Here is a 19,046-nt window from a genome sequence, read left to right on the forward strand (position 1 = left end):
ACCCATTCCCGGTGTGATGACGCCCCGGCGAACCGGGGCGCTATCTCGATTAGCCCAGCAGCTCTTGTTCGAGCTTCTTGGCCATTTCTTCGATGTTCTCCGGCGGCCAGCCGGGGATGTCCATGCCGAGGCGCAGGCCCATCGACGACAGCACTTCCTTGATTTCGTTCAAGGACTTGCGGCCGAAGTTCGGCGTGCGAAGCATTTCGGCTTCGGTCTTCTGAACGAGATCACCAATATAGATGATGTTGTCGTTCTTGAGGCAGTTCGCCGAACGGACCGACAGTTCGAGCTCGTCGACCTTCTTGAGAAGGAAGCGGTTGAGCTGGTTGACGTCCGACTCGTCGGCGGTGGTCGGCGAAGCCGCCATGCCGATGAGGCCGCTGTCGTTCATCGCTTCTTCGAAGTGGACGAAGACCTGGAGCTGGTCCTGGAGGATGCGCGCGGCGTAAGCGACGGCGTCTTCCGGGGTGACCGTGCCGTCGGTTTCGACGGTCAGGTTCAGCTTGTCATAGTCCAGTTCCTGGCCGATGCGGGCATTGTCGACCTTGTAGGCGACCTGGCGCACGGGCGAGTAGAGCGAGTCGACCGGGATCAGGCCGATCGGCGCGTCGATCGGACGGTTGGCGGTCGCGGGGACGTAACCCTTGCCGGTGTCGGCAACGAGTTCCATGTTCAGCGTCGCGCCGTCGTCGAGGTGGCAGATGACGTGGTTCGGGTTCATCACCTTGATGTCGCCCGACACCATGATGTCGCCGGCCTTGACGGTCGCGGGACCGGTCGCCGAAAGCTGGAGCCGCTTCGGGCCTTCGCCTTCCATCTTGAGCGCGATCTGCTTGACGTTGAGCACGATGTCGGTGACGTCTTCACGCACGCCGGCCAGGCTCGAGAATTCGTGGAGCACGTTCTCGATCTTGATCGACGTGATAGCCGCACCCTGGAGCGACGAGAGCAGCACGCGGCGCAGCGCGTTGCCAAGCGTCAGGCCGAAGCCGCGCTCGAGCGGTTCGGCGACGAAGGTCGCCTTGCGCTTGCCGTCGCTGCCAGCCTTGATTTCCAGGTTGCTGGGCTTCTTCAATTCCTGCCAGTTCCGGATATTGACAGTCATGGATTTCCCTTTGCTTTGGGCGGGACGGGCGGGGGTCGGCCACCTGTCCAGCGAGGAGTTTTGTACGGGCGGCGCTCCGGCGGAGCGCGCCCGAAAGACGTCAGACGCGGCGGCGCTTGGCCGGGCGGACGCCATTGTGCGGGATCGGCGTCACGTCGCGGATCGACGTGATGTGGAACCCGACAGCCTGCAGCGCGCGGAGAGCCGATTCACGACCGGCGCCGGGGCCCTTGACTTCGACTTCCAGCGTGCGGACGCCATGTTCGGCGGCCTTCTTGCCGGCGTCTTCGGCGCAAACCTGCGCCGCATACGGGGTCGACTTGCGGCTTCCCTTGAAGCCCATCATGCCGGCGCTCGACCAGGCAATCGCATTGCCCTGTGCGTCGGTGATGGTGATCATCGTGTTGTTGAAGGTCGCGTTGACGTGGGCGACGCCCGACGAGATGTTTTTGCGTTCGCGCCGACGAAGACGCTGCGGTTCACGAGCCATGATGTATTCCTAACCTAATCCAGAATGGCCGGTGGCGGGCGATGCGCCGCTGCCCCGGCAGGGGAAATAAGGAAGCGCGCCCGGATGGACGCGCTCAAACCTTATTTCTTCTTACCGGCGATCGCCTTGGCCTTGCCCTTGCGGGTGCGCGCATTGGTGTGCGTGCGCTGGCCGCGGACCGGAAGGCCCTTGCGATGACGCAGGCCGCGATAGCAGGCGAGGTCCATCAGGCGCTTGATGTTCATCGCCGTGTTGCGGCGAAGATCACCCTCGACCGTGTGGTCGGCGTCGAGCGTTTCGCGGATCTGCAGGATTTCGGCATCCGAGAGATCCTGAACGCGACGCGTGTGGTCGATGCCCAGCTTGTTGGCGATGTCGACAGCGCTCTTGCGACCGATGCCGTGGATGTAGGTGAGCGCGATGATTACGCGCTTGTTGGTGGGCAAGTTGACGCCCGCAATACGTGCCATTGGTAACTTTCTCCTGCTCCACAGGGCCGTAGGCAATCGGCCCCATCTCAAAGCGTCTGATTTTCCAACGCAAAAAACGGACCACGATGCGCGCATGGCGCTTCGCCGTCCGGTCAGGCTGTCGGAATGGACGCGCAACTAAGGTGAGTCGGCCCGATTGTCAAGCGAAGTGCGGTGGTTTGAGGCCGTGGATTATTGCTCAGGATGGCGATGTAAGAGCGACCGCGCGGTCATGCAAGCGGTCGACGACGGCGGCATGGATTCCCGGCGCGCAGGCGATGACGCCGAAGGCTTGCGCGCGCGGCGTGTTGAAACGCAACGGCGCGCCGAACGCGTCGGTCACCGCAGCGCCCGCCTCGGTCGCGATCAACGCGGCGGCGGCGACATCCCATTCGAAACCCCAGCGCAGCGTCGCGACGAGATCGGCGCGGTCGTCGGCGACGAGCGCCATGCGCAGCGCGATGCTGTTCGGCTTGGTGACGATGACCAGATCGCTGTCGACCTTGGGCAGCGCATCGGCGGGAACGCGCGATCCGGCGAATGTCGTGCGCTGGCTGGCGTGCAGCGTTTCGCCGTTGAGCAGCGCGCCCTGGCCCTTTTGCGCCACCCACAATTCGTCGAGCGCGGGGGCATAGAGGATACCGAACTCGGGGGTGCCATCGATCACCAGCGCGACCGACACGCACCAGCCGGGCCGGCCGCGGATGAAGTCGCGGGTGCCGTCGATCGGGTCGACGCACCACATCGCGCGGCACGACAGGCGGGCTTCATTGTCGGCGGTCTCTTCGGACAGCCACCCCGCCTCGGGCACCATCGCGCCGAGCACCGCCTTCAGCCGCGCATCGACCGCGAGGTCGACGTCGCTGACCGGATTGTCGTGCGACTTGTTCCAGACATTGACCGCCTGTCCCTCGCCGCGCCAGCGCGCCATCGCCATGTCGCCGACTTCGCGGGTCGCGGCGATCGCGGCTTCGAGGTTGCGGCCGGGCACCGGCGCCGGTCCCTAGCTCGACGCGACGGTCATGCCGTCGATGCGCAGCGTCGGTGCGTTGGTGCCGTGACGGAATTCGAGGTCGCTCGCGGGGATCAGCGCGGCGAACATATCGATCAGATTGCCCGCGATCGTGAATTCGGCGATCGGCCCGGCGAGTACGCCATCCTTGATCAGGAAGCCCGATGCGCCGCGGCTGTAATCGCCGGTCACGGGGTTGACGCCGTGGCCGATCAGTTCGGTGATATAGACACCATCGGCGATGCCTTCCATCAGCGCCGCGGGGGTCACGCTGCCCGCCGCGAGGTGCAGGTTGCTCGCGCCGACCCCCGACGCGCCGCCGCCGCGGCTCGCATGGCCGGTCGGGGTCAGGCCGAGCTGCTTCGCCGATGCGGTGTCGAGCAGCCAGCCGGTGATCTTGCCATCGGCGACGATATCGCGCGCCGCGGTCGGCAGGGCCTCGCCGTCGAAGGCGCGGCTGCGCAAGCCGCGCGCGCGGTGCGGTTCGTCGCGGATCACGATGCCGCTGTCGAACAACGCCCGATCTTCCTTGCCGAGCAGGAAGCTGGTGCCGCGTGCGATCGCGGGGCCGGCGATCGCGCCGAGCAGATGGCCGACAATGCCGCCGCTGACGCGCGGATCGAGCAGCACGGGAAGCTTACCGTTCGGCGCCTTGCCCGGGTTCAGCCTTGCAACGGCGCGCGTACCGGCGCGGTTGCCGATGTCCGCAGCGCTTTCGAGGTCCGCCAGATGATGCGCGCTGTGCCAGCCATAGTCGCGCTGCATGCCTGCGCCTTCGCCCGCGATGACGCTCGCCGACAGGCTGTGGCCGCTCGACCCGTAGCCACCGGCAAAGCCGTGGCTGGTCGCGAGCGCGAAGCGCGTGCGGCTGTGGCTCGCGCTGCCACCTTCGCTGTTGGTGACGCCCGCGACGGCGCGCGCGGCTTCTTCGACTGCCAGCGCGGCGGAGCGCAGCGCGGCTGGGTCGGCCTCGCTGCTGTCGTCGAGGTCGAAATCGGGGATGGCACCCTTGAACAGCAGCGCTTCGGGCGCGAGCCCGGCATAGGGATCCTCGGGCGCCTCGCGCGCCATCGCGACGCAGCGTTCGACCAGCTTGGCGAGCTCGCCCGCATCCATATCGGCGGTCGACACGCTCGCGCTGCGCTGCCCGACAAAGACGCGCAGCGAAATATCCTGCCCCTCCGACCGCTCGACATCCTCGAGCGCGCCGAGCCGCATCGAGACCGACGTCGCGGCGTTGCAGTAATAAAATGCGTCGGCGGCGTCTGCGCCGGCCTTGGTCGCGGCGTCGCACAGCATCTGTGCGCGGTCGAGGGCTTCGGAAACGGTCAGCATCCCCGCGCCCTATACGGCGCGCGGGCCAGCGTCAAACCCGGCCAGGACGGCTTATTTGATGATCGCGGCGATCGCGTCGGTGGCGGCCATCGCGCCGCTGGTCCACAGGAAGGGCAGTGTGATCGCGGCGACCCACAGGCGGCGGACGTCGCGCCGGAAGCGCGCGTGCAGGCCCCAGCTCGCGAGCGCCTGACGGCTGAGGCGATACCAGTGCCGTTCGGTCGAGCGCGCGACGGGCAGCGCGAGCGCGAGCAGCATGACGAGCGCGACGATGATGAATGCGGACGGCGCCCCGGCTGAGACCGCGCTCATCACGAGCCAGATCTGCAAGGCGGCAAAAGCGAGGAGGGCGGAGGCGGCGTGCCACGTCATTCGGCGACCCAGACTCCGTGCCGGCGGCACGCTAACGGTCGTGCGCCTCCACAGGCGCGGTCCAAATGCTGATGCCATATTACAGCCCCCTAGGCTGGCGATTCCCAGAACCGCACGTTTTGCCCCAAAAAATCCCAAGTCAAGACAGCTTGCCAGCGATTCGTTAATTTTTGCACTCGGTTCGGCGCGGATTTGCAACCAAATCGCGCCGGGCTGCAAAAATGCCGGAAAATTAAGGCTTTCGCGTCGTTCGACTATATGATCGCGCCTTCGCGATAGCGGGGGGACAATTCCGTGATGATGTCCTCGACCGAAACGAGCCGCCATTCCGCGCCGCGAAGATCCATAGGGATTTGCGTCGCGTGAAAGAAGCGGACGCGCAATTGGGCCTCATAGCCCGAATTCTGGTCGAAGGGGGGAATGTATCCGCCCGAGACATGGGTGGTGCGAGTAAGAGCGATGCGGCTTAGTACGAGCAGCCGGTCGAAGCCTTCTTTGCGTGCGGTTTGCGCCGCCCCCAGCAAAGCGAGTTCCTCGACGGCCGCTTTGGGCGCAAGCGCGTGGGTATAGCGGATCGTCCATGTGTCGCTGTCGCCCTCGCGATTGCGCGACAGCCCCGTATCGCTAAGGAAATAGCCATCGCCCGCGGGCTTGAGCACGGGGACGACCTTCGGGGTCTCGGGCTTTGGAAGCATTTCCATAAATTCGTCGAACGACAGGTCGAGTGCCGCGCTGCGCTCCTGCGCATTTCGCATCTCGATCGCAGCGATCGCGCGTTCGACATCCGCCTTGTCATCGGGCCCCATCTGGGGAGTCAGGCGCAATACGTCGATGGCGATCGGCAATTCGACGAGGCGTTTTTTCCTCATCTCGGCGTGCGATTGCTCGATCGGCTTGATCGCGATCATCGGGCGATAGGCAATGGCCGCAGCCCATAGATTCAGCTCGTCCCGCGCCTTGCGTGCGTGCGGCTGGCGTCGGGCATGGGCTTCGACATCCTTTTTCCGAGGCGGTCGTCCATCGGTCCGCGGGGGTGGCGGGGCCATGATCTCGTCGAGTTCCACCCCGGCAAGGGTGATCAACGCTTTCGCTTCCTCGCTATTGCCAGCGACGTTTTCGGCATAGGCCCACGCACCATAAAAGCCTGTTCGAACGCCGATTTCCTTTAGTTCCGCTTCGGCGGCGTCGGTGAGGGTCCAGCCGCCGCGTTGTTTGGGCAGGTCGAAACTGACCGCAGGGGCGATGTCGCGGGCGGCCTAATACTGCCCGGACAGAAAATCCATCCAGAAAAGACCGATGCTCTTTTCGGGAGCGAGGGCAATTCGCGAGCGCAGTTCTACCACTTGGGCCGGGAGGCTGTGATCCATGTCCAGCGTCAGTCGCGTTGCAAGATCGGCAATTGATTGCGACCATCGTCGTTGATTACGGAATTTCGCGATCGCGGCGATCGCCTCTTCTTTACGGCCCAGTTTGCTCAAGGCGTAGGCGCGGACCGCCTGATTGCCGATTCCTATGCTCCGCGCGAAATAGGGGTCATTGTTCGCCGCGCCCAATGCATCGCTGTCGTCGGCAAGTTTGAGCGCGGCGTCGGCATTCCCTGCCGCAATCTTTTGTACTGCCTGGCCTTGCAACAGGCTGGCGCGGCGTAGCCAAAAATTATCGACCAGCCGCGAATCGACGAGCGCACGGCTACAGGCGGAGACGCCGGTCTCCCCAAAAATCCGCATCCCGCCGCGGCGCAGGTCCGCCGAACGCGTCGTGGCACCGAAGAGGAAGGATTCGCGCGCGATGCCGTCCGATTTACCCTTGGGTGCGGCATAGCCATCGCAAATACGGAAATCATTGTCGCTGGCGCCACCGTCTTGGCCGACGGGTAACGGCGGGGCGGTCTTCGCCGCACTCATCCCTGCGCCTGGAACCTTCGCCAGCTTGTCGTTTTCAACCGCAAGGGCTGGACAAGCGGCCAAGCCGATCGCGAGCGGCAGCAGCGCCGAAAAACAAAACTTCATGATATCCCCCCGGACTTTTCCCCAACCTGTTGGCTATTGGACCGTCACCGGTCGATCAATGGGAAAAGCATCCGGGGCCGGAACTTGCCCTTCAGTTCTGCGGCGGGGTAGGCAACGGCGCGGCGTCGGCTTCGTCGGGAGCGGTCTGCGCGGGCGCCTGGCCGTTCGCCTGACGCTCGAGTTCCTCGGCCGCTTTCTGCCGTTCGGCGAGCGCGCGTTCCTCGGCGACGACCGCGGCTTCGACTTCGTCCGCCGCGGCGTCGATGCCCGCGATGCGCTTGGCGCGTTCGTCGGCGATCATCGTCTGCCAGTCGGTCTTGTTCGCAGCCTGGCGTTCGGCCTTCGCCCCCGCGACGAGTGCCTGCGTACAGCCGGTGAAGCCGCCAAGGCCCGTCGGCGAGCAGCTGTCGGTGCCGAAGCGGCCGACGCGTTCGAGCGCGACCACCTTGTTCGCCCACGCCTCGTTGCGCACGTCAAGCGGATTGCCGCGCAGCATTTGGGGAACGCGATAGCGTTCGGTTTCGGGCAGGCGGTTACAGACGACGATTTCGTCAGGGCTCGACTGCTCGCACTTGTCGTCGCCATAGATGATGACCTGGTTGATCTTTTCGGCATCGACCGTCTGCTGCTGAGCTGCGACGGGCATGGCGGCGGCACTGCCGGCGAGAATCAGCGCGAACAGGGGGAGGCGGGTCATCGTATCTTCCTTTGTCGTTTCAGGCGGCATGGCAGCCGCTACCTGCATCCGTCGTGAACGGCGCGCCGGCGATCATTCTATCAGATACGTTTCGACAGCGCGATGGCTGCACGGCAACCCGCGCGGATCGCGAAGCTCAGGACCGGGTAGCCGGGGGCGCTCTCGGCACCCGCCGCAAGCGCGGCTTCCTTATGCTCCAGCTCCTCGGCGCGGAATTCGTCGACCGCGGCGCTGAGTTCGGGATCGCGGTCGCCGAGCTCGTCGAGCTGGTGCTGGTAATGGCGATCGATCTCGGTCTCGACCGCGGCGGTGCACGCCATCGCGGCGCGCGGGCCCATCGCGGCGGTCACCGCGCCCAAGGCAAAGCCCGCGACCTTCCAGAAGGGCTGGAGCGCGGTCGGGCGCACCCCGCGCCGCGCGATCATGGCGTCGAAGAATTTGCGGTGCCGCTCTTCCTGCTCGGCCATATGCGCGATTTCGCGCGCCATCGGGTGGCGGTCACCCATCACCGCCAGCTGGCCGGCGTAGATGCGCGTCGCGCCATATTCGCCCGCCTGGTCGACGCGGATCATCGATGCGGTGCGTTTGTTCCTCATGCCGCCGATGTGGTCTTCCGGCGCAGCAAGGTCAAGACGAGCGCTGCGGCGCCGAGCGAGAAGATCGCGTTGAAGCCCGCGAGCGAGATGCCGAAGAGCGTCCATTGCGCAGTGTCGCAGCGGATCAGCGGCGCGTTCATTATCGAATCGAGCGACACTGGACCGGCGCCGCCGGTCGCGCAGGTGGTGATGCCTTCCCAGAAGCCATATTCGACCCCGGCGTGAAAGATACCGATCGCCCCGCTGATTGCGATCGCGACGGCGGCGAGCAGGGTGAGAGCGCGCATCGCCTTGTCATTGCGGCGGAGGAGCAGCGCGAGCAGCGCCAGTATGATCGCCGCTTGATGCGGCCAGCGCTGCCAGTAACAGATTTCGCACGGGTGCAGGCCAAAGCCATATTGCGACACGAGCGCGCCGCCATAGAGCAGCAGCGGCGCAAGGAACGCGGCGACGGGCGCGGAAAGCCGCGAGTTCAGCATGTCCCGCGCCCCTTAGTTGCGTGCGGTCGGCTTGGCGGGCTTGACCGGCGGCTTGCCGCTCTGCGCCATGCGCGGCGCGACCGGGCCGATGCGGCCGATCGTCTGCAGCGCATAGTGGAGTTGGAAGTCCTCGATGCCCTTCGCCTTCAGGTCGGCGGCGGTCGCGGTGAAGCGCGGATCGGCCTTTTCGTCCTTTTCGAGCAGGCCGTTGTCGACCTTCTTTTCGTTGATCAGGTGGCGGCGCAGGTCGCTCTCGCGGAACTTCGGCCGCGACGCATAATCGGGATCCGAAATCTGCGGCACGCGAATATCGGGCTCGATCCCGCCCTCCTGCACGCTGCGGCCCGACGGGGTGTAGTAACGCGCGGTTGTCAGGCGGAGCGCGGTGGTGTCGGTCAGCGGCAACACCGTCTGCACCGATCCCTTGCCGAAACTGCGTTCGCCCATCACGACCGCACGGTGCTGGTCCTGCAGCGCGCCCGCGACGATTTCGGAGGCCGAGGCCGATCCCGAGTCGATCAGCACGACGACCGGAGCGCCGCCGGCGAGGTCGCCGGGTTCGGCGAAGTAGCGTTCGATATCGCCCTTCTTGCGGCCGCGCTGCGAAACGATCTCGCCGCGTTCGAGGAACAGGTCGCTGATCCCGACGGCTTCGTCGAGCAGCCCGCCGGGGTTCGAGCGGAGGTCGAGGATCCAGCCGCGCGGTTTCTTGCCGAGCGATTTTTCGACCGCCATCATCGCGGCCTTGAGGTCGGTGGTCGCGTCGGCCGAGAAGCTGGTGACGGTGAGCACGCCGACATCGCCGCTGACTTCCCACTTCACGGGCTTCAGGTCGATGATCTCGCGCGTCAGCGTCATTTCGATCGGTTTGTCCTGGCCTTCGCGGACAACGGTGATCCCGATCTCGGTGCCAGGACGCCCGCGCATCTGTTCGACCGCCTCGTCGAGCGTCAGGCCGAAGATCAGTTCCTTGTTGATGTGGGTGATATAATCGCCCGCCTTGATCCCCGCCTTGTCGGCCGGGGTGTCGGCGGTCGGCGCGATCACCTTCACGACGCCGTCTTCCATCGTCACGGACAGGCCGAGCCCGCCATATTCGCCGTCGGTCTGGGTGCGCAGGTTCGAAAAGCCGCGCGCGTCGAGATAGCCCGAATGCGGGTCGAGGCTGGCGAGCATGCCGTTGATCGCGCCCTCGATCAGCTTCGAATCGTCGACCGGTTCGACATAGTTGGACTTGACCTCGAGATAGACGTCCATGAAGCGCGAAATTTCTTCCTGCGTCTTCGAATCGACGGTCGCCATCGCGCCGGTCGCGAGCGGAACGAGCGCCAGCGTCGAGAGCGCGGCGGCGCCCTGCCACAAGGCGAAGCGGCGCTTCGGGGACACGGCGGTCTTGGTCGATTCGGTCATGGGCGTCTTTCAGTCACGCGAGAGCAATCCCGCCTTATAATCCCCGGCCCGCCATCCTCCTACGCAAATCTGCGGGCGTCAAGCGGTGCATCCCTATGCAAGACAGCGGCCGAACGGGCGATTAACGGCGCCGCTCAGCCGATCATCGCGACAATATCGACGGGACGGCCGGCGCGGCGGAGCTCGACGGTGATGCGGCTGTCGTCCGATCCGGCGCGGCCGATCGGCGCTCCGGCGTCGAGAGTGTCGCCGACACTGACCGACAGCGCGATCATGCCGGTGAGCAACGACACCCAGCCGCCGCCATGGTCGATGATGACGATCTTGCCATAGCCGCGATAATCGCCGGCAAAGCCGACGCGGCCGGGGGCGGGGGCGACGACCTGGCCGCCGGGGCGTGCTGCGATGGTGACGCCGCGCGAACGCACGCCGCTTTCGTTGACCTCGCCCAGCCCCGCGACGATGCGCCCTACGACGGGCAGGCGATAGGCGCCCTGTGCCAATTCGGCTTCGGCCGCGGCGGGCGGCGCGGCACTGGCGATGCTGCCCGCGGGATTGCGCGGGCGCGGTAGCGGGCCGGCGAGCTGCGCGAGTTCGGCGCGTACCGCGCTATCGGCTTCGAGCGAGTCCATCAGGTCGACGATGTCGCGCGCCTTTTCGCCGAGTCCGAGCGCACGGTCGGCCTCGAGCTGCGCGCTGCTCATCAATTCGCGCGAGCGGAGCCGGCCTTCATTTTCGAGCCGCGTGAGCGCATCGCGGCGCTGCGCGAGCTGCGTCTTGCTGGTCGAAAGCGCCTTCAATGCGATCGCCTGCTGCTGCCGTACCGTCTGCAGCGCGCCGAGTTCGCGCCGCGCCCCGGCGGTGCGGCGTTCGATCACCGGCATCGCGGCGTCGATCACCGCGCGCGCGTGGACCATGTCGGTCAGCGATCCCGGCTGCGCGAGGACGCTGACCGGCGGCTGGCGGCTGAGCTGCTGGAGCGAGGCGGCAAGTTCGAGCAAGGGCTGCTGCTGCTGCGCCAGCCGCGCGCGCTGACCCGCGAGACGGCGGCTGACGAGCGCGACGCGCGCTTCGCCGGCGCTGATGTCGGCCTCGGCCGATTGGATGCGCGCGGCGAGCGCTGCGCTACGTTTCTTCAGCCGGTCGGCCTCGCTGCTCGCCGCCACTGCCTGTTTTTCGAGCAATGTGCTGCGCGCCATTGCCGCCGCCGACTGTTGCTTGGCATCGATCAGCTGTGCGCGCTCATGCGCCGCGATCGCCTGCGGATCGAAGATGTCGCTCGGTGCCAGCGCGAGCGCCGCGCCGCCGAAAACGGCGGTGATCGCCAGCGCGGCAAGCGCGCGCCTCACTGACGGCCCTCACGGTGATAGGGATGGTTCGCGACGATGCTCGTCGCGCGCCACAATTGTTCGGCGAGCATCGCGCGCGCCATCAGATGCGGCCAGGTCGCGCGGCCGAAGGCGATGACCTTGTCGGCGCCCTCGCGCTCCTCGGGGGTGAAACCGTCGGCGGCGCCGAGGCAGAAGCGCGCCTCGCGCACCCCGCCGTCGCGCCATTTTTCGAGCAATTTGGCAAATTCGAGCGACGACATCTGGTCGCCGCCTTCGTCGAGCAGGATGGTGCGGCTATTTTCTGCCGCGGCGGGCATGCGGCCGCCCGTATCGGGAAGTTCCGAAATCTTCTGCGCCCAGGTCACGCGCTTCATATAGCGCTCGACCAGCTCGGCCTCGGGCCCGCGCCCGATGCGCCCGCGCGCGATGATGTGCAGCAACATGAGCGTCCGCCTAGCCGGTAGGCGGGGCGGACGTCAATTTGCCGCGGTAACCGGCGGCGCGTCGCCGAACGACCACATGCGCTCGAGGTTGTAGAAGCTACGCACCTCGGGGCGGAACAAGTGGACGATGACATCGCCCGCATCGATCAGCACCCAATCGGCATTGGGCAGCCCTTCGACGCGGACCAGCCGGCCCGCTTCCTGCTTGATCCGCTGTGCCAGTTTCTCGGCAATCGCCGAGACATGGCGCGTCGACCGGCCGCTCGCGATCACCATATGATCGGCGATGCTGCTTTTGCCGGCAAGCGGGATGGAGATGGTTTCCTGGGCCTGGTCCTCATCCAGCTGGTGGAGGATCAGAGCGTGGAGCGCGTCCACGTTATCGCCAGAAGGCTTTGGGGCGGATGCGGCGCCACTGGCGGCATCCTGGGTTGCGGAGATCAAATGCGTCCTTTCCTAGTCGGGTCCACAAGGCGTGAACGGGTCAGCGGGTCGCGCAGGACGCGGCCTTCATAGCGTTCGAACCAGCGGGGGTTGGCCTGCCGTATCGCAGTTGCGGATCGCACATCGGGCGAAAATCGCAGGAACACGAGGGCGGGCGGTCTCCAGTCCGTCCAATGTAATTTCTGGTCCACGGGCCGGACGAAGCGCCGAAGCCAACCCATCGCACGCCTTGCATGGGCACGGTCATTATAGCCCGGACGCGCGATAACCGCAATCGGCATGAGTCGCGCGATCCCCCGCCAGTCGCGCCAATGGGGCAATTGGACCAGATTGTCGGCCCCCATGATCCAGATGAACTGGCTGTTCGGGTAACGCCGGACTAGCTTTTTGAGCGTGTCGATCGTGTAGCGCGTGCCGAGTTCTGTTTCGATTCCCGTCGCGCGAATCGGTGAGCGCCGCGCCATGCGCTGCGCCGAACCGAGGCGCGCGGGGAGCGAGGCCATGCCCGCCTTGGGCTTCAGCGGATTGCCCGGCGAGACGAGCCACCACAGCTCGTCAAGGCCGAGCGCGTCGATCGCGTTCAGGCTGATCGCGCGATGCCCGCCATGCGCGGGATTGAAACTGCCGCCGAGGAGGCCGGTGGGGATTCGGCGCGTCAGGGCCGGACCTGTCCCGTACCGCGTACCAGCCATTTATAGGTCGTAAGCCCCTCGAGTGCGACCGGCCCGCGCGCGTGGAGGCGGCCGGTGGCGATGCCGATTTCGGCGCCGAGGCCGAATTCGCCGCCATCGGCGAATTGCGTCGAGGCATTGTGCATGACGATCGCGCTGTCGACGCCGGTCAGGAAGCGCTCGGCCGCGGCGGGATCCTCGGTGACGATCGCGTCGGTGTGGCGGCTCGAATGCGCGTCGATATGCGCGAGCGCGCCGGCGAGGCCGTCGACCATGGCGATCGATACGATCGCGTCGAGATATTCGGTGTCCCAGTCGCCGGTGGAAGCGGGTTCGACATGCGGGCTGAGCGCCACGACGCCTTTGTCGCCGCGCACTTCGCAGCCCGCCTTGACCAGCGCATCGACGATAGCGAGCGGCGCGGGATAGGCGCGGTCGATCAGGATCGTCTCGGTCGCGCCGCAGACGCCGGTGCGGCGCATCTTTGCGTTGACCGCGAGTTCAACGGCCTTTGCGGGATCGGCGGCGCCATCGATATAGAGGTGATTGATGCCATCGAGATGCGCGAGCACGGGCACGCGGGCTTCGTCCTGCACGCGCGCGACCAGCCCCTTGCCGCCGCGCGGGATGATGATGTCGATCAGCCCCTGTGCGCGGAGCATCGCGCCGACCGCGGTGCGGTCCTGCGTCGGGACGAGCTGCACCGCGTCGGCGGGCAGGCCGGCTTCGACGAGACCCGCCGCGAACGCCGCATGGATCGCGCGGTTCGAATACACCGCCTCGCTGCCGCCGCGCAGGATCACAGCGTTGCCCGACATCAGCCCGAGCGCCGCGGCATCGGCGGTCACATTGGGGCGGCTTTCATAGATGATGCCGACGACGCCGAGCGGCACGCGCACGCGGCTCAGCACCAGCCCGTTGGGGCGCGTTACGCGGTCGATCTCGGCGCCCGACGGATCGGGAAGCGCTGCGACATCGTCGATCGCATCGGCGATCGATGCGAGGCGGCCTTCGTCGAGCCGCAGCCGATCGAGCATCGCGGCCGACAGGCCGTTCTTCTGTCCCGCCGCCATGTCCTCCGCGTTGGCCGCAAGGATATCCGCCGACCGCGCACGAATCTGCGCCGCCGCAGCAACCAGCCCGGCGGCCTTGTTCGCCGTTGGCGCCAGCGCGAGCGCCTTCGACGCGGCGCGCGCGCGCGCGCCCATGTCGGCGATCAGGGCGGCGGCATCGCCGGGCAGCGGCGGCGCGGAGAGGGCTTCGGCGTTCATGGCGCCGCCCTATCACGCTTTGCTCGGGGGACGAAAGTCCCGTTGCGCCGCACCTCGCACCTCTTTAGGCAGGGCGCCATGAGCGGGGACATCGAAGGCATCGGGGCGGCGGTGACCGCCGGGTTGGCAGGGCATGCGGTCGAACCGCGGCATGGGGGCACGGGCGCGCCGCATGCCGGCGCGCGCTGCCTCAATTGCGGCACCAGCCTTACCGGCTCGCATTGCCATTATTGCGGACAGCGCGCCGATGTGCACCGCAGCTTTGGCGCGATCGGGCACGATCTCGTCCACGCGATCTTCCATTTCGAAGGCAAGGTCTGGAACACGCTGCCGCTGCTCAGCTGGCGGCCGGGCGACCTGACGCGGCGCTATATCCACGGCGAACGCGCGCGCTTTGTCTCGCCGCTTGCCTTGTTCCTGTTTGCGGTTTTCCTGACTTACGCGGTGCTCGCCATCGTCGGCAGCGGTGGCGGGGTGGGTGAGGGAATCGCCAAGGCAGCGGCCGAGCAGACGCGCTCGAACGCGCTCAAGGAAAGTTTCGAGGAGGAGGTCAAGCGCGTCGACGCGAGCCTCGCGGTCAAGGACCTGAAGGCGGCCGAACGCCGCCTGCTCATCGAAGAGCGCGAAACGCTCCAGAAAAGCGCCGACTATCTCGGCGTCGCGCGCAGGATGAGCAAGGAAGAGCGTGCCAAGGGGCCGCCGGTGCTCGACGATCCGGGCAAGCAGATGATGACCAGCGTCGAATTCGTTTCACGCACCAATTTCAATACCGGAGTGCCGTTCATCGACGAGGGCCTTGAAAAGGCGAACGCGAACCCCGCGCTCATATTATACAAATTACAGGCGAACGCCTATAAATTCGCCTGGGCGCTGATCCCGCTGTCGCTGCCCTTCATGTGGCTGCTCTTTCCGTTCAGCCGCCGCTTTCACACCTACGACCATTTCGTCTTCGTCACATATTCGATCAGCTTCATGCTGCTTTTGTTCGTCGTCGTGCGCTTGTTCAACCTGACGATATTCGGCGACATCGCGACCGCGTTCGCGATGCTCTATGTGCCCTTCCATATGTACCGCCAGCTTCGCGGCGCCTATCGTTCGTCGCGCTTCGGGGCGCTCGTGCGAACGAGCCTGCTGCTCTTTTTCAGCCTGTTTTCGGTCATCACCTTCATGCTGCTGCTGCTCGCGCTCGGGGTGATGGGATAGCACCCGAATCGTCACAAAGGCGGGGCAAAGACCCGGCCAAAGAGGAGGAGATTCGCGATGCATCATCATTGGGGCGAGATCGACCGGCGTCATCTGATCAAACTGGGCACGGTCGGGCTGGCGGCGCTGTCGCTGCCCGGTGCCGCGCGCGCGATGATGGCGCAGGGTTTCACCCATGGCGTTGCGAGCGGCGAGCCGGGGCCCCATTCGGTGCTGCTGTGGACGCGCTACGCCGCGGCGAATGATGCGACGCTGACCGCCGAACTGTCGGAAAGCGAGGATTTCTCCAAAGTCGCCGCGGGCGGCAGCGTCGTCGCGGCGGGCGAACGCGATCATACCGCAAAGCTCGTCGTCGACGGGCTGAAACCCGGCCGCTGGTATCATTATCGCTTTGTCGCTCCCGACGGCACCAGGTCGGTGACGGGCCGCACGCGCACCTTGCCGCAGGGGTCGACCAAGGCGTTCAATCTCGCGCTCTTCTCCTGTTCGAACATGCCGTTCGGCTGGTTCAATGCCTATGGCCATGCGGCGGCGCGCGGCGACATCGACCTCGTCGCGCATGTCGGAGACTATCTGTACGAATATAAGGCGGGCGACTATCCTTCGGCGAAGCAGGCGCTGCCCGGGCGCGAGATCCAGCCCGCGCACGAGATCGTCGCGCTTGCCGATTACCGCCTTCGCTATGCCGCCTATCGCGCCGATCCCGACCTGCAGAAGCTGCATCAGCTGTTCCCCATGATCGCCCAGTGGGACGACCATGAATTCGCGAATGACGTGTGGAAGGGCGGTGCCGAAAATCACAATGAGGGCGAAGGCGATTGGGCGGCGCGCATGGCAGCCGCAGAACGCGCCTATCGCGAGTGGATGCCCGTCGCCGACACGCGCTGGCGCCAATATCAGGTCGGCGACCTCGCGACGATCTTCCTCCCCGAAACGCGGGTGACGGCGCGCGACCGGCAGTTCGAGGTCGACGAGATCATCGCCGGTGGGGGCGACGCCGCGGCGAAGCTCAAGCAGTTCGCCGAAACCGGCTACCGCGAGCCCGCGCGCCAGATGCTCGGCGCGGAGCAGGAGAAATGGCTGTTCGACGGGCTCGCCGCCTCGACCAGGGCGGGAACGCGCTGGCAGGTCTGCGCGCAGCAGGTCGTGATGGGCACGCTCTTCACGCCGCCCGAGACGCGCGATTGGTTCGCGGGCGAACAACCCGACTATATCCGCCGCCGCGTCGAGGCGGGGCAGCTTGCGGCGAAGGCGGGCCTGCCGCTCAACCTCGACGCGTGGGACGGTTATCCCGCCGCGCGCAGCCGCCTGCTCGCCGCGGCGCAGCGCGCCGACGCCGACCTCGTCACGCTGACCGGCGACACGCACAACGCCTGGGCCTTCGACCTCGCCGAGGACGGCCGGCCGGCGGGAATCGAGATCGCCGGACAGAGCGTCACCTCGCCGGGATATGAAAGCTATATCAAGGGCGTGACCGACGAGGCGCGCGTGACGGCGCTGCGCCGCTCGTCGCCGCAGCTCAAATGGGCGAATACCGCGGATCGCGGCTATGTGACCGTGCAATTCTCCCCCGAGCGGGTGACCGCGAACTGGCACAGCGTCGAAACGATCCGCACGCGTTCGCTCGCGCTGAAGAATACGCACAGCATGACCGCGAGGCGCGGGCGGCGCGTCTACGACGCCGCCTGATCGCCGCACGTCGGCGGCCACGACCGGTCGGGATCGGGCACCAGATCGATCAGGAACATCTCGCCCGACTGCTCGCCGTGCCGCTGCGCGAAGAGCAGCCGGTCGCCCTTTGGCGACAGCAGCGGGCCGACCTGGAACTGGCCGGGGTCGGCGGGAATGCGCCCAACCTCGACCCAGCGGTCGCCCTCGCGGCGGTAGCGGTAGAGGTGCGACCTGTCCCCGCGATCGGACACGGTGATCAACGTCTTTCCGTCGCGCGAAATCTCCGCTTCATACTCATAGGCTCCGGCGCTGACCGGCGGGCCGAGGTTGGCGACCGTCCATTCGCCCGGTCGGACTTCGGTCGCGACATAGATGTCGCCGCCGCCAGCGCTGCCCTTGCGGCTCGACCCGAAGTAGAGGCGGCCGTCGGAATCGGTGCGCGGCAGCAGCTCGGCGGCGGGTGAGTTGACCGGTTCGGGCAGGCGCTGCGGCTCGCCCCAGCCGCCACCCGCGGCGCGCTCGACATACCAGATGTCGAAATCCTCCTTCGCGGGCGCATGGCGCGACGAGATATAATAGAGCCGCTTGCCGTCGGTCGTGACGAAGGGGTCGGCTTCGATCACCGGCAGCGGCATCGCGAAGGACGGCGGCACGGGTTTGCCCCATGCGCCGTTGTCGCACTGCGACTGCATCAGCCGGTAGCTCCGAAAATCCTTGTCGGCCGCGAGGTAGACCATCGTTCTCCCATCGGGGGTGAAGGTAGGCGAGGATTCATAGCCCGGCCCCGAGATGGCGGCGGGGGTCCACAGACTCGCGCTTCCCGGCACGGGTGTGTCCGCCGCCGCGGTGCATCCCGCAAGCATCGCGAGGCAGACGAGGGCCGGCGCGCGGTTGGCGAACATCATGGACTTTCTCTCCGGCAAGACGTTAGCAGGCGTGCGGTGAATTTTGCCGGAGTGCGGGCGCTTGGCCATCGTCCGATCGGCGGCGGCGCCGCCGAAAGGGCGGCGGGGAGAGGATATGGACGCGATCGACCGGCAAATCGTGGCGATGCTGCGCGGCAATGCCCGCCTGCCGTTGAAGACGCTCGCCGCGACCGTGGGTCTCGCGCGCAGTTCGGTGCGCGAGCGATTGTCGAAGCTGGAGGCCGCGGGGACGATCGGCGGCTATCACGCGCGCATCGTTGACGAGGGCGGGATCGCGGCGATCCTGCAACTGCGGCTGGCGCGCACGCCTTCGCCCGACATCGTCGCGGCGGTGACCGGCATGGCGGAGGTCGCGCGCTGCTATTCGCTGAGCGGCGAGATCGACCTGCTCGTCGAGATCGAGGCGGCGGATGCGGCGCAGCTCAACACCGTGCGCGACCGGATTGCGCTGATTGCGGGGGTCGAGGACACAACGACCGCCTTGATCCTGAAACGCGACAAGGATCGCTAGGCGGCGGCGATCGCCTCGATTTCGAGCAGCCAGGCTTCGTCGTAGATGCCAGCAATGATGATCGTCAGTGCGGGCGAGTGGCCGCCCAGCACTTCGTGCCGCACCTTGTAGTTCGCCGCGCGATACTGGCGATCCGACAGGAAAACGGTGACCTTGACCAGATCCTGCAAGGTCATCCCGCCCGCATGAAGCTGTTTTTCGATATTGCGCCAGATGAGCCGGCATTGATCCTCGACGCCAGTGGGCACCTCGTCCTTCTCGTCGACCGGAATCTGGCCGCTGACGAACAGCCATCGCGTCGGCGCTTCGACAAGATGCGCCTGCGCATAGGAAACGCCGGTGGGATTGATCGCGCGATTGGGCATGGCGGGCCTCGCAATTGCAATGGATGGGACGGTCATTCCTGCCAGCACCCCGGCGCAGACGAAGCGGCGCGAAGGGTGGACGGAAGGTGAGCGCGGAGGATTCATTCCCGCATCTAGCCAGAAGGCAAACGCCGGCTCCAGCGTCCGATGGGCGGTGGTGCCGTCACGATGGCGGCGCTTGACATCCATAACTATGTGGTTATGAGAAAATGCATAGCCAGTGAGTTATGGA

At 66.3% G+C, this 19,046-nt stretch carries 22 protein-coding genes; 3 read left to right on the plus strand and 19 right to left on the minus strand.

Translation table 11 applies throughout. The features are described from left to right. Nucleotides 1-49: 49 nt before the first annotated feature. The 17 genes from V8J55_RS09170 to V8J55_RS09250 form a co-directional block, all read right to left on the minus strand. Nucleotides 50-1,108, minus strand: a complete 1,059-nt coding sequence (locus tag V8J55_RS09170; RefSeq protein ID WP_037513888.1) for a DNA-directed RNA polymerase subunit alpha — start codon at nucleotides 1,106-1,108, stop codon at nucleotides 50-52. Nucleotides 1,109-1,208: 100 nt separating this feature from the next. Continuing rightward, complete coding sequence (gene rpsK, locus V8J55_RS09175) at nucleotides 1,209-1,598, minus strand: 30S ribosomal protein S11 (RefSeq protein WP_003040416.1); 390 nt, start codon at nucleotides 1,596-1,598, stop codon at nucleotides 1,209-1,211. 101 nt (nucleotides 1,599-1,699) lie between these two features. Further along, a complete protein-coding gene (gene rpsM / locus V8J55_RS09180) occupies nucleotides 1,700-2,068 on the minus strand; it encodes a 30S ribosomal protein S13 (RefSeq protein WP_037513891.1) in 369 nt (122 codons plus the stop codon). 199 nt (nucleotides 2,069-2,267) lie between these two features. Beyond that, nucleotides 2,268-3,059 (minus strand): inositol monophosphatase family protein, encoded by a 792-nt coding sequence (locus tag V8J55_RS09185; RefSeq protein ID WP_336445317.1) that lies wholly within the window; start codon nucleotides 3,057-3,059, stop codon nucleotides 2,268-2,270. A 12-nt stretch (nucleotides 3,060-3,071) separates the two neighbouring features. After that, nucleotides 3,072-4,415: a TldD/PmbA family protein gene (locus V8J55_RS09190; RefSeq protein ID WP_336445318.1), complete on the minus strand. Its 1,344-nt coding sequence runs from the start codon at nucleotides 4,413-4,415 to the stop codon at nucleotides 3,072-3,074. Between the two features lie 51 nt (nucleotides 4,416-4,466). Further along, on the minus strand, nucleotides 4,467-4,787 hold the full coding sequence (locus V8J55_RS09195) for a hypothetical protein (RefSeq protein WP_336445319.1): 321 nt from the start codon (nucleotides 4,785-4,787) through the stop codon (nucleotides 4,467-4,469). 254 nt (nucleotides 4,788-5,041) lie between these two features. Next, a complete protein-coding gene (locus V8J55_RS09200; protein WP_336445320.1) occupies nucleotides 5,042-5,695 on the minus strand; it encodes a hypothetical protein in 654 nt (217 codons plus the stop codon). Nucleotides 5,696-6,043: 348 nt separating this feature from the next. Beyond that, nucleotides 6,044-6,796, minus strand: coding sequence for a hypothetical protein (locus tag V8J55_RS09205; protein WP_336445321.1), 753 nt, complete (start codon nucleotides 6,794-6,796; stop codon nucleotides 6,044-6,046). A 91-nt stretch (nucleotides 6,797-6,887) separates the two neighbouring features. After that, nucleotides 6,888-7,493, minus strand: a complete 606-nt coding sequence (locus V8J55_RS09210) for a hypothetical protein (RefSeq protein ID WP_336445322.1) — start codon at nucleotides 7,491-7,493, stop codon at nucleotides 6,888-6,890. 80 nt (nucleotides 7,494-7,573) lie between these two features. Continuing rightward, nucleotides 7,574-8,089 carry a demethoxyubiquinone hydroxylase family protein gene (locus tag V8J55_RS09215; protein ID WP_336445323.1) on the minus strand — a complete coding sequence of 172 codons (516 nt, stop codon included), beginning with the start codon at nucleotides 8,087-8,089 and terminating at the stop codon, nucleotides 7,574-7,576. Further along, complete coding sequence (locus V8J55_RS09220) at nucleotides 8,086-8,568, minus strand: disulfide bond formation protein B (RefSeq protein ID WP_336445324.1); 483 nt, start codon at nucleotides 8,566-8,568, stop codon at nucleotides 8,086-8,088. The genes V8J55_RS09215 and V8J55_RS09220 overlap by 4 nt, the downstream gene beginning before the upstream one ends. 12 nt (nucleotides 8,569-8,580) lie before the next feature. Next, on the minus strand, nucleotides 8,581-9,978 hold the full coding sequence (locus V8J55_RS09225; RefSeq protein WP_336445325.1) for a S41 family peptidase: 1,398 nt from the start codon (nucleotides 9,976-9,978) through the stop codon (nucleotides 8,581-8,583). Between the two features lie 134 nt (nucleotides 9,979-10,112). Next, nucleotides 10,113-11,327: a murein hydrolase activator EnvC family protein gene (locus V8J55_RS09230; protein WP_336445326.1), complete on the minus strand. Its 1,215-nt coding sequence runs from the start codon at nucleotides 11,325-11,327 to the stop codon at nucleotides 10,113-10,115. Continuing rightward, nucleotides 11,324-11,752, minus strand: coding sequence for a 23S rRNA (pseudouridine(1915)-N(3))-methyltransferase RlmH (locus tag V8J55_RS09235; protein WP_037513908.1), 429 nt, complete (start codon nucleotides 11,750-11,752; stop codon nucleotides 11,324-11,326). The genes V8J55_RS09230 and V8J55_RS09235 overlap by 4 nt, the downstream gene beginning before the upstream one ends. Nucleotides 11,753-11,785: 33 nt before the next feature. Then, complete coding sequence (gene rsfS, locus V8J55_RS09240) at nucleotides 11,786-12,196, minus strand: ribosome silencing factor (RefSeq protein ID WP_443030795.1); 411 nt, start codon at nucleotides 12,194-12,196, stop codon at nucleotides 11,786-11,788. Next, entirely contained in the window at nucleotides 12,193-12,888 is a 696-nt protein-coding gene (locus tag V8J55_RS09245) for a nicotinate-nucleotide adenylyltransferase (protein ID WP_336445328.1), read from the minus strand. The genes rsfS and V8J55_RS09245 overlap by 4 nt, the downstream gene beginning before the upstream one ends. Then, a complete protein-coding gene (locus V8J55_RS09250) occupies nucleotides 12,852-14,138 on the minus strand; it encodes a glutamate-5-semialdehyde dehydrogenase (RefSeq protein ID WP_336445329.1) in 1,287 nt (428 codons plus the stop codon). The genes V8J55_RS09245 and V8J55_RS09250 overlap by 37 nt, the downstream gene beginning before the upstream one ends. 78 nt (nucleotides 14,139-14,216) lie before the next feature. Here V8J55_RS09250 and V8J55_RS09255 point away from each other — a divergent pair, with 78 nt between their 5' ends. Next, nucleotides 14,217-15,341: a DUF3667 domain-containing protein gene (locus V8J55_RS09255; RefSeq protein ID WP_336445330.1), complete on the plus strand. Its 1,125-nt coding sequence runs from the start codon at nucleotides 14,217-14,219 to the stop codon at nucleotides 15,339-15,341. Between the two features lie 57 nt (nucleotides 15,342-15,398). Further along, complete coding sequence (locus tag V8J55_RS09260; protein WP_336445331.1) at nucleotides 15,399-17,030, plus strand: alkaline phosphatase D family protein; 1,632 nt, start codon at nucleotides 15,399-15,401, stop codon at nucleotides 17,028-17,030. Here V8J55_RS09260 and V8J55_RS09265 read toward each other — a convergent pair. Beyond that, nucleotides 17,015-17,917: a hypothetical protein gene (locus V8J55_RS09265; protein ID WP_336445332.1), complete on the minus strand. Its 903-nt coding sequence runs from the start codon at nucleotides 17,915-17,917 to the stop codon at nucleotides 17,015-17,017. The genes V8J55_RS09260 and V8J55_RS09265 overlap by 16 nt on opposite strands. 115 nt (nucleotides 17,918-18,032) lie before the next feature. Here V8J55_RS09265 and V8J55_RS09270 point away from each other — a divergent pair, with 115 nt between their 5' ends. Further along, the gene (locus tag V8J55_RS09270) at nucleotides 18,033-18,449 is read left to right on the plus strand and encodes an Lrp/AsnC family transcriptional regulator (protein WP_336445333.1); all 417 of its coding nucleotides are present in this window, start codon (nucleotides 18,033-18,035) and stop codon (nucleotides 18,447-18,449) included. Here V8J55_RS09270 and V8J55_RS09275 read toward each other — a convergent pair. Continuing rightward, nucleotides 18,446-19,003: a RidA family protein gene (locus V8J55_RS09275; RefSeq protein WP_336445334.1), complete on the minus strand. Its 558-nt coding sequence runs from the start codon at nucleotides 19,001-19,003 to the stop codon at nucleotides 18,446-18,448. The genes V8J55_RS09270 and V8J55_RS09275 overlap by 4 nt on opposite strands. Between the last annotated feature and the right edge of the window lie 43 nt (nucleotides 19,004-19,046).

Source organism: Sphingopyxis sp. CCNWLW2, from assembly GCF_037095755.1.
Classification (GTDB): domain Bacteria; phylum Pseudomonadota; class Alphaproteobacteria; order Sphingomonadales; family Sphingomonadaceae; genus Sphingopyxis.

Excerpts from the sequence above, each read along its gene's own strand:
- V8J55_RS09170 (WP_037513888.1), bottom strand. The coding sequence starts at position 1,108 with ATGACTGTCAATATCCGGAACTGGCAGGAATTGAAGAAGCCCAGCAAC.
- rpsK (WP_003040416.1), bottom strand. The coding sequence starts at position 1,598 with ATGGCTCGTGAACCGCAGCGTCTTCGTCGGCGCGAACGCAAAAACATC.
- rpsM (WP_037513891.1), bottom strand. The coding sequence starts at position 2,068 with ATGGCACGTATTGCGGGCGTCAACTTGCCCACCAACAAGCGCGTAATC.
- V8J55_RS09190 (WP_336445318.1), bottom strand. The coding sequence starts at position 4,415 with ATGCTGACCGTTTCCGAAGCCCTCGACCGCGCACAGATGCTGTGCGAC.
- V8J55_RS09195 (WP_336445319.1), bottom strand. The coding sequence starts at position 4,787 with ATGACGTGGCACGCCGCCTCCGCCCTCCTCGCTTTTGCCGCCTTGCAG.
- V8J55_RS09200 (WP_336445320.1), bottom strand. The coding sequence starts at position 5,695 with ATGATCGCGATCAAGCCGATCGAGCAATCGCACGCCGAGATGAGGAAA.
- V8J55_RS09205 (WP_336445321.1), bottom strand. The coding sequence starts at position 6,796 with ATGAAGTTTTGTTTTTCGGCGCTGCTGCCGCTCGCGATCGGCTTGGCC.
- V8J55_RS09210 (WP_336445322.1), bottom strand. The coding sequence starts at position 7,493 with ATGACCCGCCTCCCCCTGTTCGCGCTGATTCTCGCCGGCAGTGCCGCC.
- V8J55_RS09215 (WP_336445323.1), bottom strand. The coding sequence starts at position 8,089 with ATGAGGAACAAACGCACCGCATCGATGATCCGCGTCGACCAGGCGGGC.
- V8J55_RS09220 (WP_336445324.1), bottom strand. The coding sequence starts at position 8,568 with ATGCTGAACTCGCGGCTTTCCGCGCCCGTCGCCGCGTTCCTTGCGCCG.
- V8J55_RS09225 (WP_336445325.1), bottom strand. The coding sequence starts at position 9,978 with ATGACCGAATCGACCAAGACCGCCGTGTCCCCGAAGCGCCGCTTCGCC.
- V8J55_RS09235 (WP_037513908.1), bottom strand. The coding sequence starts at position 11,752 with ATGTTGCTGCACATCATCGCGCGCGGGCGCATCGGGCGCGGGCCCGAG.
- V8J55_RS09245 (WP_336445328.1), bottom strand. The coding sequence starts at position 12,888 with ATGGCTGGTACGCGGTACGGGACAGGTCCGGCCCTGACGCGCCGAATC.
- V8J55_RS09250 (WP_336445329.1), bottom strand. The coding sequence starts at position 14,138 with ATGAACGCCGAAGCCCTCTCCGCGCCGCCGCTGCCCGGCGATGCCGCC.
- V8J55_RS09255 (WP_336445330.1), top strand. The coding sequence starts at position 14,217 with ATGAGCGGGGACATCGAAGGCATCGGGGCGGCGGTGACCGCCGGGTTG.
- V8J55_RS09260 (WP_336445331.1), top strand. The coding sequence starts at position 15,399 with ATGCATCATCATTGGGGCGAGATCGACCGGCGTCATCTGATCAAACTG.
- V8J55_RS09265 (WP_336445332.1), bottom strand. The coding sequence starts at position 17,917 with ATGATGTTCGCCAACCGCGCGCCGGCCCTCGTCTGCCTCGCGATGCTT.
- V8J55_RS09270 (WP_336445333.1), top strand. The coding sequence starts at position 18,033 with ATGGACGCGATCGACCGGCAAATCGTGGCGATGCTGCGCGGCAATGCC.
- V8J55_RS09275 (WP_336445334.1), bottom strand. The coding sequence starts at position 19,003 with ATGGATGTCAAGCGCCGCCATCGTGACGGCACCACCGCCCATCGGACG.